This is a genomic window from Pedobacter sp. 22226 (assembly GCF_052045455.1).
Lineage (GTDB): Bacteria > Bacteroidota > Bacteroidia > Sphingobacteriales > Sphingobacteriaceae > Pedobacter > Pedobacter jeongneungensis.
The window spans coordinates 539953-554300 of sequence record NZ_JBQEPB010000005.1; the positions used below are offsets into that span (position 1 = coordinate 539953).

At 38.1% G+C, this 14348-nt stretch carries 11 protein-coding genes; 8 read left to right on the forward strand and 3 right to left on the reverse strand.

Translation table 11 applies throughout. The annotated features are described in order from the left end of the window. Nucleotides 1-7: 7 nt before the first annotated feature. Nucleotides 8-2734: a TonB-dependent receptor domain-containing protein gene (locus ACTJKC_RS14445; protein ID WP_440792896.1), complete on the reverse strand. Its 2727-nt coding sequence runs from the start codon at nucleotides 2732-2734 to the stop codon at nucleotides 8-10. 294 nt (nucleotides 2735-3028) lie between these two features. Between ACTJKC_RS14445 and ACTJKC_RS14450 the strand changes: the two genes are divergently transcribed. Beyond that, on the forward strand, nucleotides 3029-4930 hold the full coding sequence (locus tag ACTJKC_RS14450) for an amidophosphoribosyltransferase (RefSeq protein WP_440792898.1): 1902 nt from the start codon (nucleotides 3029-3031) through the stop codon (nucleotides 4928-4930). Nucleotides 4931-5294: 364 nt separating this feature from the next. On the opposite strand, the gene ACTJKC_RS14455 is transcribed toward ACTJKC_RS14450, so the two are convergent. Next, the gene (locus ACTJKC_RS14455; protein ID WP_344853069.1) at nucleotides 5295-5921 is read right to left on the reverse strand and encodes a LysE family translocator; all 627 of its coding nucleotides are present in this window, start codon (nucleotides 5919-5921) and stop codon (nucleotides 5295-5297) included. Between the two features lie 143 nt (nucleotides 5922-6064). Between ACTJKC_RS14455 and ACTJKC_RS14460 the strand changes: the two genes are divergently transcribed. From ACTJKC_RS14460 to ACTJKC_RS14490, 7 genes are all read left to right on the forward strand, one after another. Continuing rightward, nucleotides 6065-7501: an MFS transporter gene (locus ACTJKC_RS14460; RefSeq protein ID WP_440792901.1), complete on the forward strand. Its 1437-nt coding sequence runs from the start codon at nucleotides 6065-6067 to the stop codon at nucleotides 7499-7501. Nucleotides 7502-7564: 63 nt separating this feature from the next. Beyond that, nucleotides 7565-8023: a deoxycytidylate deaminase gene (locus tag ACTJKC_RS14465; protein WP_440792903.1), complete on the forward strand. Its 459-nt coding sequence runs from the start codon at nucleotides 7565-7567 to the stop codon at nucleotides 8021-8023. Between the two features lie 336 nt (nucleotides 8024-8359). Beyond that, nucleotides 8360-8596: a type II toxin-antitoxin system Phd/YefM family antitoxin gene (locus ACTJKC_RS14470; RefSeq protein ID WP_113950660.1), complete on the forward strand. Its 237-nt coding sequence runs from the start codon at nucleotides 8360-8362 to the stop codon at nucleotides 8594-8596. Continuing rightward, nucleotides 8593-8991: a type II toxin-antitoxin system VapC family toxin gene (locus tag ACTJKC_RS14475; protein ID WP_440792905.1), complete on the forward strand. Its 399-nt coding sequence runs from the start codon at nucleotides 8593-8595 to the stop codon at nucleotides 8989-8991. The genes ACTJKC_RS14470 and ACTJKC_RS14475 overlap by 4 nt, the downstream gene beginning before the upstream one ends. A 191-nt stretch (nucleotides 8992-9182) precedes the next feature. Then, complete coding sequence (guaA, locus tag ACTJKC_RS14480; protein WP_440792907.1) at nucleotides 9183-10712, forward strand: glutamine-hydrolyzing GMP synthase; 1530 nt, start codon at nucleotides 9183-9185, stop codon at nucleotides 10710-10712. A gap of 111 nt (nucleotides 10713-10823) precedes the next feature. Next, complete coding sequence (locus tag ACTJKC_RS14485; RefSeq protein ID WP_440792909.1) at nucleotides 10824-12035, forward strand: ABC transporter substrate-binding protein; 1212 nt, start codon at nucleotides 10824-10826, stop codon at nucleotides 12033-12035. 29 nt (nucleotides 12036-12064) lie between these two features. Next, entirely contained in the window at nucleotides 12065-13234 is a 1170-nt protein-coding gene (locus ACTJKC_RS14490) for an RsmB/NOP family class I SAM-dependent RNA methyltransferase (protein WP_440792911.1), read from the forward strand. Nucleotides 13235-13735: 501 nt separating this feature from the next. Here the strand turns inward: ACTJKC_RS14490 and ACTJKC_RS14495 are convergent. Beyond that, on the reverse strand, nucleotides 13736-14302 hold the full coding sequence (locus ACTJKC_RS14495) for a MarC family protein (protein ID WP_025145664.1): 567 nt from the start codon (nucleotides 14300-14302) through the stop codon (nucleotides 13736-13738). Between the last annotated feature and the right edge of the window lie 46 nt (nucleotides 14303-14348).

Here is a 14348-nt window from a genome sequence, read left to right on the forward strand (position 1 = left end):
CGGATTATTATAGTTTTAATGATAATTCTGCACCGAATGTTGGAGCACTATTTGGAAATCTGTAGGTAGTGCCACTGATATAATAAGGTTGATAATTAAATATATTGTAAACATTAAAGGCGAATTTGAACCGCTTTTTAATTTCTTTGGCAATGCTGAAGTGATAGTTTGAGATGATTTTTGGTAGATCATTTTCTGTTTGCTCTTGTGGTGTGATGTACAAATGGCCATAAGATGTATTACCTTTATCGAAATTTGATATAGCGATGTACCTATTGTCTCTTGTATAATAGCCGATCGGAATCCTCGAACTTTCCTCTTGCACTGTTTTACTTAACAGGTCAAATTCGGCAACAAATTGTATTACTAAACTCAATTTTGGTATATGTGTAATGCTTGTGATACGGCCATTGCTGTAATAAGTCCGCTTGTTTAAAGGTTCATAAACACCAAAAAAAGCATAATTAGGATCGGTTGATATTGTTGTAGGTATTTTGCTTGTAATTGTGTTCGATTTTGAACCATATCTTGTGGCAAACAGGCCACTGCTAACATTAAATGATGTTTTTAACGATTTTATTTCAGGGGTACTCAATATCATCTCAAAACCCTGATTATCTGAAGAAAGATCGTTTTTAAATTCGTAATGGTTAACTGCATAGTATTTGCTGCCATTTTCTGTAATAGTTGGCTTTGCCCCTGGGTTTAAGGTTGCTGTATAAGTTGGTAAAAGTACTGCCAGCATATTTTGCGAAGTATTTATACCATCTCTTGATTTTTTATTGAATGCAGTAAGCGATAAGTTGAATTTATCCAATTTAATCTGGGCTGATAACTCTATACTTTCGCTCTTAGATGGTTTCAGGTTCGCAGCAGTTGGAACAAAACGATCTACATAAACCAGATATGTACTTTCGTTAACTTTTCCATTATAAGCACTTAGTAAAGGGATTTCATAAAATGTTGGCCCAGGGTACAGTTGGGCAAGTCCTGGTGCTTTAAACGATAAACCATAAGCAAGTCCTAAACGTATATTTTTGTTCAGTTCATAATTAATATTTGTTCGTGGAGCAAATGAACCATATCCATTTTGAAGGTCTGATCTTACACCGGCCCTTACATTTAAGGGTTTTTTCCATATTTTGGTTGTGAATACATCTTCAATATAAAAACCAAGATTTTTTTGTGCCAAGGCCAATCTATAGTCATAAAACCTTTCCGAACTCGTGGTCGATAAAGATGTAGTTACAACCTTTGTTCCGCTCCGTGGTTCATTAGGATCTATGGTTTGCCCTAAACCTTTATTAGCGCTATAACTAAAACTTCCACCGAACGAGATATTATGAACAAGATTACCGGTTTCAAATCCTCCGGTAAAATCCAGGTTTGCATTAGCGGTAATCGGTCTACCATCAATCAATGATTTTGCTGTATAAACTCCCGTGTCGTAAGTTCCTTCGTGGATACCAGTAGTTGTTGCTGTAGTATAGGCAACAAATGCTTCATTAATCAATTGTTCCTCGTAACTTACCTGGTGCCCTTCCGAATACCTCAGGTTTAAACCTACGTTTTTCAAAAAACCATTTCCAAAGCGGTAATTACTACGGTTGGCTACACTAAAGTTCCAGCTATCAAACCGGGTTTTTGTACTCTTCGGGTCGTCAGGATCCTGTTTAATGCCATCCAAGTTTTTGCCGTAATCTACGCTCAGTGTATTTTTTAATTGTTTGGCCGTACCAAAGCTATTTGTCCACATGGCGTTGGTATTTACACGTCGGTAAGCTTTTAATTTATCCCTGTTGTCCTGAAATGAATTGACATAATTTACACCTACATTAAGGGCACCGAGTTTAGGGGGTAACTGAAAACCTTTTGAAAAACTATAGGATGTTGCATTATCCCTCAATTGCATGCGAACATAAGCCGGCGATTTACCTGCCTGGCGCTCAATAATTACAGCACCATCGGTTAAGTTGCCATATTTTACAGGAGCAACCCCAGCAATAATTTCTATACTTTCAATATTATCTGCCGGGATTTGTCTTAAATCGGTACCTCCAAATGTATAATCGCCAGAATAACTTGTAACAGGAAAACCATTTATAGATGGGCTATCAGCTCCTTTTAAACCAAAATTGGTGTACGAACCCCTAACAAATGATCCGCTAACACCTGTTTTCAATGGATTATAACTTTGCATGTTGGCATCATTGCTGATCACGTTTCCATCCATTACAATGGCTATACCAAATGCATTGTTCAGTTCAAATGCACCTTTACCTGTAGTAGTCAGCTCATAGGCAGACCTGAGGTTAAGGTTTTGTACCGATTGTAAAGATGGCGGCTGAATTTTTCTATTCGGAATCTGGTTTAATAAATCGTTTACACTCAAAGCCGGTGTTTGTTCAATTAAATCTCTCGTAATGATTAATGATGAGTTGGTTTGGCCCGTGTAATTTCTCTTGGCATTAATCTCAATATTCTCCAAACTTAAATCAAGCACTTTTAAAGCAATATTGCCCAAATTGGTTTCGCCTTCTTTTACGGTTAACGGTAACCTTAACCTTTGAAAACCAATGAACGAGAATTCCAACGTTAAAATGTTGTTGGTTTCTGTTCCATTTACCCTGAATAAACCGTTTTTATCGGTTACGGCATACTGGTTGGTTTCTACAATTTTAATGTTAACAAGTTCTAAGGGCTTGTTCTGCGGGTCGGTTACTTTTCCGACCACAACGTTTCTTATTTGCGCCAGCGCAGTGAAGCAAATAAAAAAGAATAATAAGGATGTGTAAAGTTTCTTCAATTTAGACTAAATCTTAATAATAGCGCAAAAGTGTTAATTTTACACTAACTATGCAAATTATTTAGAAAGATTCTAATTAATAATACACGATTCTAAGTAAGAAAGGCAGTTCAACGTACATTTGACACATCTGTCAGCTTAAACTCATCATCTTAAAAGAAAACATTTTTGTTTAGGTTGTAATGGTTTAAAAGGATAACTTTGCGGCTTCAAACCCACACAATGAGTGATCAGATAAAACACGAATGCGGAATCGCTTTTATTCGCCTGTTAAAACCACTTTCTTACTACCAGCAAAAGTACGGTACAGCACTTTACGGCCTTAACAAATTATACCTTTTAATGGAGAAACAGCATAACCGGGGCCAGGATGGCGCAGGCATTGCCACCATTAAGCTGGATATGAAACCGGGCAGTAGGTACATTAGCCGATACCGGAGCATGGCATCAAATGCGGTAGCGGATATCTTCGAATATGTACAGAACAAATTTGTTGATATCCAGGAAAATACACCTGAATTAATGCAGGATACAGAATGGCTCAAAAACAACGTAAGCTTTATCGGCGAGGTGTTAATGGGCCATTTGCGTTATGGTACACATGGTAAAAACAGTATTGAAAATTGCCACCCTTTCTTAAGGCAAAACAACTGGATGACGCGTAACCTGGTAATTGCAGGTAACTTTAACATGACCAATGTTGATGAGTTATTGGAGCAATTGTACGAGTTAGGGCAGCATCCAAAAGAAAAAGCAGATACCGTAACGGTACTGGAAAAAATCGGCCACTTTTTAGACGATGAAAACCAGGAGCTTTTTGATCATTACAAAAAAGAAGGACACGATAACGTTGCGATTACGCACAAAATATCTGACAACCTTGATATTGCGAATATTCTGCGCCGCTCGGCCAAAACCTGGGATGGAGGTTATTCTATCTGTGGTATGGTGGGTAATGGCGATTCGTTTATTATGCGCGATCCGGCAGGTATCCGTCCGGCATATTATTATTATGACGATGAGATTGTAGTAGCGGCTTCCGAAAGGCCAGCTTTACAAACTGCATTTAATATCCAGTTTAAAGATGTTAAAGAGATCGATCCGGGTCATGCTTTAATCATTAAGAAAAATGGTGAGGTGAGCATGGAGCAGTTCCGCGAGCCTACCGAAAGGTTATCTTGCTCATTCGAACGCATCTATTTCTCGAAAGGAAGTGATGTGGAGATTTACCGCGAGCGTAAACAGCTTGGCCGTTTATTAAGCGATAAAATCCTTAAAGCGGTTAATTACGATTTAAAAAATACGGTATTCTCTTTTATCCCGAATACAGCTGAAGTGGCATTTTTTGGGATGGTTGATGGGGTACAACGTTATGTACGTAACCACCAGAAAGAAACCCTTTTACACCGCAAAGAGCAGTTAACAGACGAGCAATTAGACAACTTATTGTCGCTTGCTCCTCGCGTTGAAAAACTGGCGGTAAAAGATGTAAAACTGAGAACTTTCATCACTCAGGATGCCGATCGTAGTGAAATGGTGGCACACGTTTATGATACTACTTATGGTATTATTAACAATCACCAGGATACTTTAGTTGCTTTAGACGATTCTATTGTTCGTGGTACTACCTTAAAGCAGAGTATCATTAAAATTGTGGATCGTTTGCACCCTAAAAAGATCATTATTGTTTCTTCTGCACCTCAGATTCGTTACCCTGATTGTTATGGCATCGATATGAGCAGAATGGGGCAGTTTGTGGCTTTTGATGCGGCTATTCAGTTGTTAACTGAGCGTGGCATGTGGCAGGTAATTGAAGATGTTTACACCAAATGTAAAGCTTCGTTACTTTTACCGAAAGAGGAAATTGTAAACCACGTTAAAGAAATTTATAAACCATTTACTCCGGAAGAAATTTCGGCCAAAATTGCGCAGATTATTACCCCAAAAGGTACTGTTGCAGAGGTTGAAGTAATTTACCAAAGTTTAGAGAACTTGCATGAGGCTTGTCCGAAAAATAAAGGTGACTGGTATTTCTCCGGAAATTATCCAACCCCAGGCGGTAACAAAGTGGTAAACAAAGCTTTTGTTAACTGGAAAGAAGGAAATAACCAAAGGGCTTATTAATCCCTAAAATATTTTGAATAAAAAGTAGCTCATAGTAATATGGGCTATTTTTTTGCGCTCATTTTTATCACCGGGTAAACTGAGTTTTCACAGAGGAAGGATGCCCTTCAACTACGCTCAGCGTGACAAATGCGCGGTTATATTTTTAATTTTTAACTACAAAAGACAAAGCAGGTTTTCATCTTTATTTAATGTTGCTTACTTCTCCTGTCTAAACCTGACATTCGCGGAAAGCCCGGAGGCAAATTCTTCATTTGCCGAGGACTTGCAGCATTGGCAGGACTAACGATAATAGTTGTACTGCACCTGCTTTTCAAAAAAAGTACTTCACTACCTAAAACATCGAGGATAGAAACGCAATGTATTATGCGTAAAATTTCAGATAAGTTTTAACGATAAGCCAAATGGCGAAGAATATGATGACAACTCCTGCAATTTTATTGAGTTTTTTCAGCGCATCTTCTTTTATTTTATAACGGAGTTTGCTGGAGTAAAAACTCTTTGCGCCATCGATAGCCAATTGGGTAGCCATGGCAATAAAAAAGCAGACCAACTTTTCGTTTAACATGTTGTTGAGCTTTACAGAGATGATTCCGCTAACAATAATCCAGAACATGAGGGTAGAAGGGGTGAGGATGCACATCAGAAATCCCTTTATTACATAACCCCGTTTACTCACTTTTTGTAAGGTTGAGCTATCGTAATGTACCGTTATTTTGGAAACCAGGTAATAGATACCTACTGCTAATAAAAAGAGGCCCCCGATGGAGCCTACATATTTATCAAATTCTGCTTTATAATCGAAAAACTGGCTGCCGAAAAGGACCAGGCCAATTAAGATTACATCACTGATAATCACTCCTATGGCTAAAGAAAAACCAGCTTTGAAGCCTCTCTCTATGCTGGTTTTGATCATTGCAAAAAATACCGGCCCTGTTAAAAACGACGAAATAATCCCTGCTCCTATTCCTAGTAATATGGCTTCAAACATGCATTGTATTGTTTATAATATGCGAATATGCAATTTTATACCTAAACATATAACATTTATTTTTGTTGCACGGGTTGTATAAAATTTAGTGGTTTTCATTTTTTTTTATTTATGTTTAGAGCCACTAAAACTAAATTTTAAAAATGAGTTCAGAACAAACACAAACCAAGTGGGGGCAGTTTATTCCCTTGGTCACGGTATTCTTTTTTTGGGGCTTTGTGGCCGCCAGTAATGATATCCTAATACCGGTATTTAAAAAAGCTTTTGATTTATCCCAGGCCGAAAGTCAGTTGGTTTCATTAGCATTTTACATTGCTTATACTGTAGGCGCGTTAATTTATAATGGTATTTCTGTTATCATCGGACAAGATATCGTAAACAAACTGGGCTATAAAAATTCGTTGGCCTTAGGCTTGGTTATTTCTGCTCTTGGAACTCTATTATTTTATCCGGCGGCTAACCTGCACTCATTTCCTTTAATGCTTTCGGGCTTATTTATTGTTGCACTGGGTTTTTCATTGCAACAAACGGTAGCCAATCCTCTGGCTATAGCATTAGGGCCAATTACAACAGGTTCGCAGCGTTTAACTTTGGCCGGTGGTATTAATAACTTCGGTACAACAATAGGTCCGCTTATTGTGAGTTTTGCCATTTTTGGTTCTGCTGCAAATGCAAGTACCGATATCAGTATCGAAAGTGTTAAAATTCCTTATTTAATTTTAGGTGTAGCCTTTATCGCTGTTGCAGTTTTCTTAAAATTATCTTCATTACCTGATCGACCAACTTTGGTTGAAGCTTCAGCAGAAGATACTAAATCGATTAAGGGCTCAGCATTGAAATATCCGCAATTGGTTTTGGGTATGATTGCAATTTTTGTTTACGTAGGTGTTGAGGTATCAACTGCAAGTAATTTACCTGCTTACATGGAAAAAGACCTTGGCTTTGCCATTAAAGATATTGCGCCTTACATCTCCTTATACTGGGCGAGTATGATGATCGGGCGGTGGACCGGTGCTGTTGAGGCTTTCACCGATAATGTGAGTACACAAAAAATATTAAGGTTTATTGCTCCTTATCTGGCATTCGGAATCTTTTTAGCGGTTAACGCAATTGCGAAACATGATCTGGCTCCATTTTATGTATATGGTTTAATTATATTGGTATTAATTGCAGCTGATATGGCAAGTAAAGGAAATCCTGCCCGTATGCTGTTAATTTTCTCTGCAATAGGTATTACGGCGTTGCTAATCGGCATGTTTACTACCGGTATGACGAGTGTTTATGCCATTACCAGTGTAGGCTTATTCTGTAGTACATTATGGCCTTGTATTTTTACTTTGGCTGTAAGTGGTTTAGGTAAACATACCAGCCAGGGAAGTAGCTTCTTGATCATGATGATTATGGGTGGTGGTATCATCAGCTGGGCACAGGGTGCGGTATCAGAATTTACAGGTATCCAATACAGCTATGTTGTGGGTATTATCTGTTTCTCTTATTTAGCATTTTATGCCTGGAGAGTAAGTGGAATTTTGAGGTCGCAGGGAATTAGTTTCGACAAGAAACTTTCTGGCGGACATTAATTTTTAATAAAGTATTTTTGTAGCCACAGGGATTAATGCTCTGTGGCTTTTTTGATTTTATACATGACAGATAAACCAAGTTTCGATTCTATATTTATGAACCTTGCCACCGATCTGGCTGCCCGTTCGCATTGCGTGCGTGCCCACGTTGGTGCAGTATTAACAAAAGATACCCGGATTATTTCCATCGGTTATAATGGTCCACCGGCCGGAACGCATAACTGTGATGAGGAATGGCCCGAACGTGGCTGTGCACGAGATAGTAAAGGAAGTTGTTCTTTAGCTTTACATGCAGAAGAAAATGCCATCCTCTATGCTTCTAAAAACGGATCGAAGATAGAAGGCTGTACCTTATACACCACTTTATCGCCCTGTATTGCCTGCGCAAGGTTAATTTTATCATCAGGAATTAAACTGGTATATTATTCAAAATCTTACGCCGCTTACAAAGGTTTGCCTAGCGACGAGGGTGTAGATTTTTTAAGGAAGTTTGGGGTAGAAGTGAATTTGATGGAATCTTAAGGTTTTAGTGGTCATTGGTTAATTGGTCATTAGTCATTGGTTCATTGATTATTCGTTTATTGGTAACTTTAAAATGCAAATTGATAACTGTTTATAGGGTTAATTGTTAAATCGGTATTGTAATTCCCACTTAATCCGTCCTCCTGAACTTGATTCAGGATCTATTTCTGGGACGTCCATCTATAACTGTAAACTGCAAATTGAAAACTGTTTAATGTCAACAAATAGATTAACCGACTTTGTCTTTCGAATCCCTGACTCCGACTAAGTCACGATAAAATTCTATCTTGACAACTTGACAAGTTTTGTTTATCTTTGATTATAAAACTATTAACTATGAAAACAATGTCGGTTGGAGAATTTAAAGCTCATTTTTCTGAAGTACTTGAAGATGTTAAAGCGGGTATTGGTATTGCAGTAACTTATGGGAGGAAAAAAGAAGTTATTGGTTACTTTGTTCCTGATTTAGAAGAAAGCAATAATCAACGTAAAATAGGTCTGCTGGATGGGAAAGCTGAAATTATATTTAAAGATAATTTCAAAATTACAGAAGAAGAATTTTTAGGCCTATGATTTACCTGTTAGATACCCATGTGCTAATTTGGTCGTTAATGTATTCGTCTAAGCTTTCAGATGTCTCTTTAGAAATTTTAAAGAATAAGAAAAACACAATTCTTGTAAGTACTATCAGTTTTTGGGAAATTTCTTTAAAGCATTCGATGAATAAACTTGACATTTTAAGAATCGTACCGGATGCTTTACCTGGACTTGCAGTCGAGGCTGGCTACGAACTTTTGCCTCTTTTACCAGATGATGTAGCTAATTATCATCAATTAAATGCCACCTGGCACAGAGATCCTTTTGATAGAATGCTTATTTGGCAAGCCATTCAAAAAAATATAACTTTAATCAGCAAAGATGAAGACATTAATAAATATCAATCGGCAGGTTTAAAGGTTGTTTGGTAATCATTATTCACTGGTTCATTAGTCCTGCAAGTCTTCTATTGGTTAATCAGTTAATTGTTTCAATCGGTTAATCGACTCGAAACGCCTAGCGCTAACGCTTATTGCTATGCCCTCTGCTCAAACTCTCCGCATACTGCTAAAAATCTCAAATCTCCGCTCTCAAATCTCATATCTAATTGGTACCTTTGCGGATGCTAGAAAAAATCATTATCGTCGATTTTGGTTCGCAATTTACACAACTCATTGCCCGCAGGGTTCGCGAACTAAATATTTACTGTGAAATATATCCATATAACAATCTTCCTGAGATTACCGAAGATGTAAAAGGTGTTATCTTTTCAGGTAGTCCTTATTCTGTCCGCCAGGAAGATGCTCCTCAGATTGATTTATCAAAATACCATTTAAAATATCCATTATTGGCTGTTTGCTATGGTGCACAATATATTGCCCAGCATTCTGGCGGTTCGGTTCAGCCTTCTTCAACACGCGAGTATGGCCGCGCCAACTTAAATTTTGTAAACCAGGAGAATAAATTATTCAAAGGTATTAATCTGGGTTCTCAGGTTTGGATGAGCCATGGTGATACCATTACTGATATCCCTGAAAATTTCGAGCTGATTGCCAGTACCGATAGCGTAAAAGTAGCCGCTTACCACATTAAAGATTCTGATACTTACGCCATCCAGTTTCACCCGGAAGTAACGCACAGTATTGACGGAAAAATCCTTCTAGAAAATTTCCTGGTTGATATCTGTGGCTGTAACCAGGACTGGACTTCTTCTGCATTTGTAGAAACCACCATTGCCGATATTCAGGCTACTGTGGGTAATGATAAAGTTGTTTTAGCGCTTTCAGGCGGTGTTGACAGTAGCGTTGCTGCGGTACTTTTACATAAAGCCATCGGTACCAACCTGCACTGTATATTTGTTGATAACGGTTTATTGCGTAAAAACGAATACGAAAGTGTTTTAGAACAATACAAGGATTTCGGATTGAACATTAAAGGTGTTGATGCGAAAGATAAATTCTTAAGTCAATTGGCCGGGGTAGAAGATCCTGAACAGAAACGTAAAATTATAGGCCGTGTTTTTATCGAAGTTTTCGACGAAGAATCACACCTGATCCAGGATGTGAAATGGCTGGCGCAAGGTACTATCTATCCCGATATTATCGAGTCGGTTTCGGTTAAAGGTCCTTCGGCAACCATTAAATCGCACCATAATGTTGGTGGTTTGCCGGATTTTATGAAACTTAAAGTAGTAGAGCCACTTAAAACTTTATTTAAAGACGAAGTAAGAAGAGTGGGTACTGCTTTAGGATTAGAATCATTTATCTTAGGTCGTCACCCTTTCCCCGGGCCGGGTTTAGGTATCCGTATTATTGGTGAGGTTACTGCCGAAAAAGTAGCGATTTTACAGGATGCAGATAAAATTTACATCGATAACCTGAAAGAAGCCGGATTATACGATCAGGTGTGGCAGGCAGGAGCAATCTTTTTGCCGGTAAGATCTGTTGGGGTAATGGGCGATGAACGAACTTACGAAAATGTAATCGCCTTAAGAGCAGTTGAATCATTAGATGGTATGACGGCAGATTGGTGCCACTTGCCTTATCCGGTACTGGCTAAAATCTCTAATGAAATCATCAATAAAGTTAAAGGCATTAATAGGGTAGTGTACGATATCAGCTCTAAACCGCCTGCAACCATCGAGTGGGAATAGTTTAGTTGCAAGTTTTCAGTTTGGAGTTTTCAGTTCAAACTGTATAAAATAAATAGTATGCTAGCAAGGTGGAATAAACTTTGCTAGCATATTTTGTTAAAAACGATAGGTATGATTTATAAAAAGGTTTACTGGTTGCCAGTTTTATTGATGTTGGTTTTGGGTGCTTGTTCGCCAAAAGTGAGAACGCCTAAGCCAGAAACAAGTAAACCGGCCGAGAAGGAAAAACCGGCAGATAAAAAGCCCTTCAAAAAGTTTACCCAGGCCAGTGTTTCATTACTTGTGCCTTTTAAACTGGATGAACTGAACTTAAAAACCGCTACAAAGGCCGATATTGAAAAATATGCCATGCCCATCGATTTTTATCAGGGTTTTAAATTAGGTCTGGATTCTGCTGCGGCCCAGGGTTTAAACTTTAAACTCAATGTTTTTGATACTCAGGATGATAATGCACACATCTCTACCCTCTACAAAAACGAACGCTTTAAACAGAGCAATTTAATTATAGGTCCTGTTTTTCCCGAAGGTTTGAAATATATAGCGAATTATGCCAAAGAAAACAACGCTACTGTTGTTTCGCCGCTGGCTGCTACTGATCCGGGGGAATTTAACAATCCTAATCTTGTTTCTGTGGTCAATAATATCGGTTTGCACGCGAAAAAGATCGGTACTTATATCGCCAAAAACTTTAATCCAGCCAATACCATTGTGGTGCTGATCAATCCAAAGAAAACGGAAGATGAGGCTTTTGCAGCCCCAATCAGGAACTATTTCCAGACTAACGGAAAATTTATTGTACAGGAATATGCTTCTGCTTATACTTTTGAAACCAAAATGATTAAAGGAAAGCAATACGTAGTAGTGGTAACCTCATCCGATCGTGCTTTTGTATTGCCAACTGTAGAAAAGCTTTATAAATTAAAGAATTTGCCAACCGGAGGATACGCCATTAACCTTTTTGGTCACCCCAACTGGGTAAAACAGAATTATCCTGCCGAGAAATTACAAGACCTGAATACCATCATCAGTTCATCTTATAAAATAGATTACAAAAGCAGTGCTGTAATTACTTTTATCAAAAAATACCGCTATAAATATGGTTTTGAGCCTGGTGAATATGCTTTTAAAGGCTTTGATATAGGTTATTATTTCGGTAAACTATTGGTAAATTATGGCGAAGATTACAGAGATTATCTTTTAAAGGATAAATATAGAGGACTTCATAATAGCTTTTCATTTATTCATGATGAAAAATTAGGTTATATTAACACCAGTTTAATGCTATTGAAATATAAAAACTTCGCCTTAAATATTGTTGAATAACCAATTATTCCTTCCATTTTAATTATTGCATGAGAGCAGACCACCAGTTAAGAGCCTTTGAGCAGATTTTAAGCAGTTACGATGGAAGTTTGCCTTTGCATCGATTTTTACCTGCTTATTTTAAACAGCACAAGCAAATGGGTTCATCCGACAGAAGATGGGCCACACGACATATTTATAGCTTTTTCAGGCTTGGTAAAGCTTTAGCTGCTCTGCCAAATGAAGAACGGTTGAGTATTGCCGATTTTTTATGTCAGGATACTTTAAGCCAGATTGTGGAGAAAAACCTTCCTGAGTTGAAGGATAGTATTAATTTATCCTTAGCAGCTAAATTAAACCTGATTAAGGCTAAATACCCTGATTTTAATGCGGAAGACGTATATCCTTTTCATACTGCGCTTTCCGGCGATATCGATAAAGAAGCCTTTTTTGCTTCCTTTTTCAAACAGCCTGACCTGTTTATCAGGGTGGTGGCTGACGATTCTAATGCAATTATTGCGAAACTAGAGGAGGAGAATATAGCCGTTAAAGCGATTTCTGATACTGCATTGGCTTTACCAAACGGTACCAAACTCGAAACCATTTTAAAAGAGGGTAGTTATCAGGTGCAGGATTTATCTTCGCAGCATACCGGTGAATATTTTAAGCCGAATAAATGGGATAAATGGTGGGATTGCTGTGCGGCATCAGGCGGAAAAAGTTTGCTTTTGCACAGTTTAGAACCCGTTATCGAGCTTCTGGTTTCTGATTTACGTGAAAGTGTACTGTTAAACCTTGATGAACGTTTCCGTTTGGCCGGTATCAAAAAATACCATAAAAAAGAAATCGATCTTTTGCAGAACAATGATCAGATTTTGCACCACTATCAATTTGACGGAATTATCCTGGATGCCCCTTGTACTGGTTCAGGAACATGGGGAAGAACGCCCGAAATGCTTACTTTTTTCGAGGAACGTAAGATCAATCAGTTTGCTACTATTCAGAAAGGCATTGTACAGAATATAGTGAAATATTTAAAGCCTGGTAAACCATTGGTTTATATTACCTGCTCTGCTTTCGCTAAAGAAAATGAAGAGGTTGTGCAGCATATGTTAAACACACTTCCTTTAGAATTGGAAAAGATGGAATTAATAAAGGGCTACGAAAATAACGCCGATACGATGTTTGTGGCAAGGTTAATTAAGAAAAGCCAGGATTAATCAGGATTAAGGGATTGTAGGATTTTTAAGATCGGGACGTTTATTAATTTAAGTCATTTCGAGTGCAGTGCAACGTAATCGGGAACCACGTAGGTGCTCAGCGAAGCTAAATCTATCTCGGGGTAGATCTCTCCGTTCCGCTTTGCTACAGTCGAGATGACGGCCGCTTTGAGACATTATGTATGCTCAAACCAGGACCTAAAATTCTTCTTTAGGTACTTCACAGCTTCAATTAAAACGGCGATGGCTCCAATAATTAAGGTATATTCTTCAAAGCTTTTCATGTGGTGAGCTTTTATGTTTAGATGAATATACGGATTTATTGTTACAGTTTGGTGAGTGGATTGTCATTTATAGTAAAATGGTCATTGCTACCGCGAGAGAAAAATACAACGACGTTATTAATTAGATTTCTCCATTCCGCTGCGCTACAGTCGAAATGACGAACTGGCTAATTTTACATTATACATCATCCATTTTCCATCTCACATTTTCCATCTTCTAAAGTCCTGTATTATTTCTGAACAGCTTAATGGCAATGGCGAGTAAAATTACTCCAAAAGCTTTACGCAAGATATTTAAACCCGATTTTCCGAAAAGTTTTTCCAGTCTGTTGGTATTTTTCAGTACGAAATAAACAAAAAGCATATTCAGGATGATCCCCACTAAAATATTTTGGGTATGGTATTCTGTTTTTAACGAAAGCAGGGTGGTCATGGTTCCCGCTCCGGCAATTAGAGGAAAAGCCAAAGGAACAATTGAAACCGTTTCTGGTGCTTCTTCTTTAAAAATAGTGAGTCCTAAAACCATTTCCATGGCAATGAAAAAGATTACAAAAGAACCTGCGATGGCGAAAGATTCTACGTCCAAACCAATTACTTTAAGTAAAGATTCTCCAAGAAATAAAAAGAGAATCATTAAGCCTGTGGCCACCAAAGAAGCCTTTTCTGATTCGATATGGCCAGCTTTTCTACGCAGCTCGATTACCACCGGAATGGCGCCCAAAATATCAATAATTGCAAAGAGCACCATCGTTGTCGACAGGATCTGGCTTAAGTTGAACTTCATAAAATCGAATTTCATAGCAGGACAATTTTAAGCAAAGGTAGCGGAA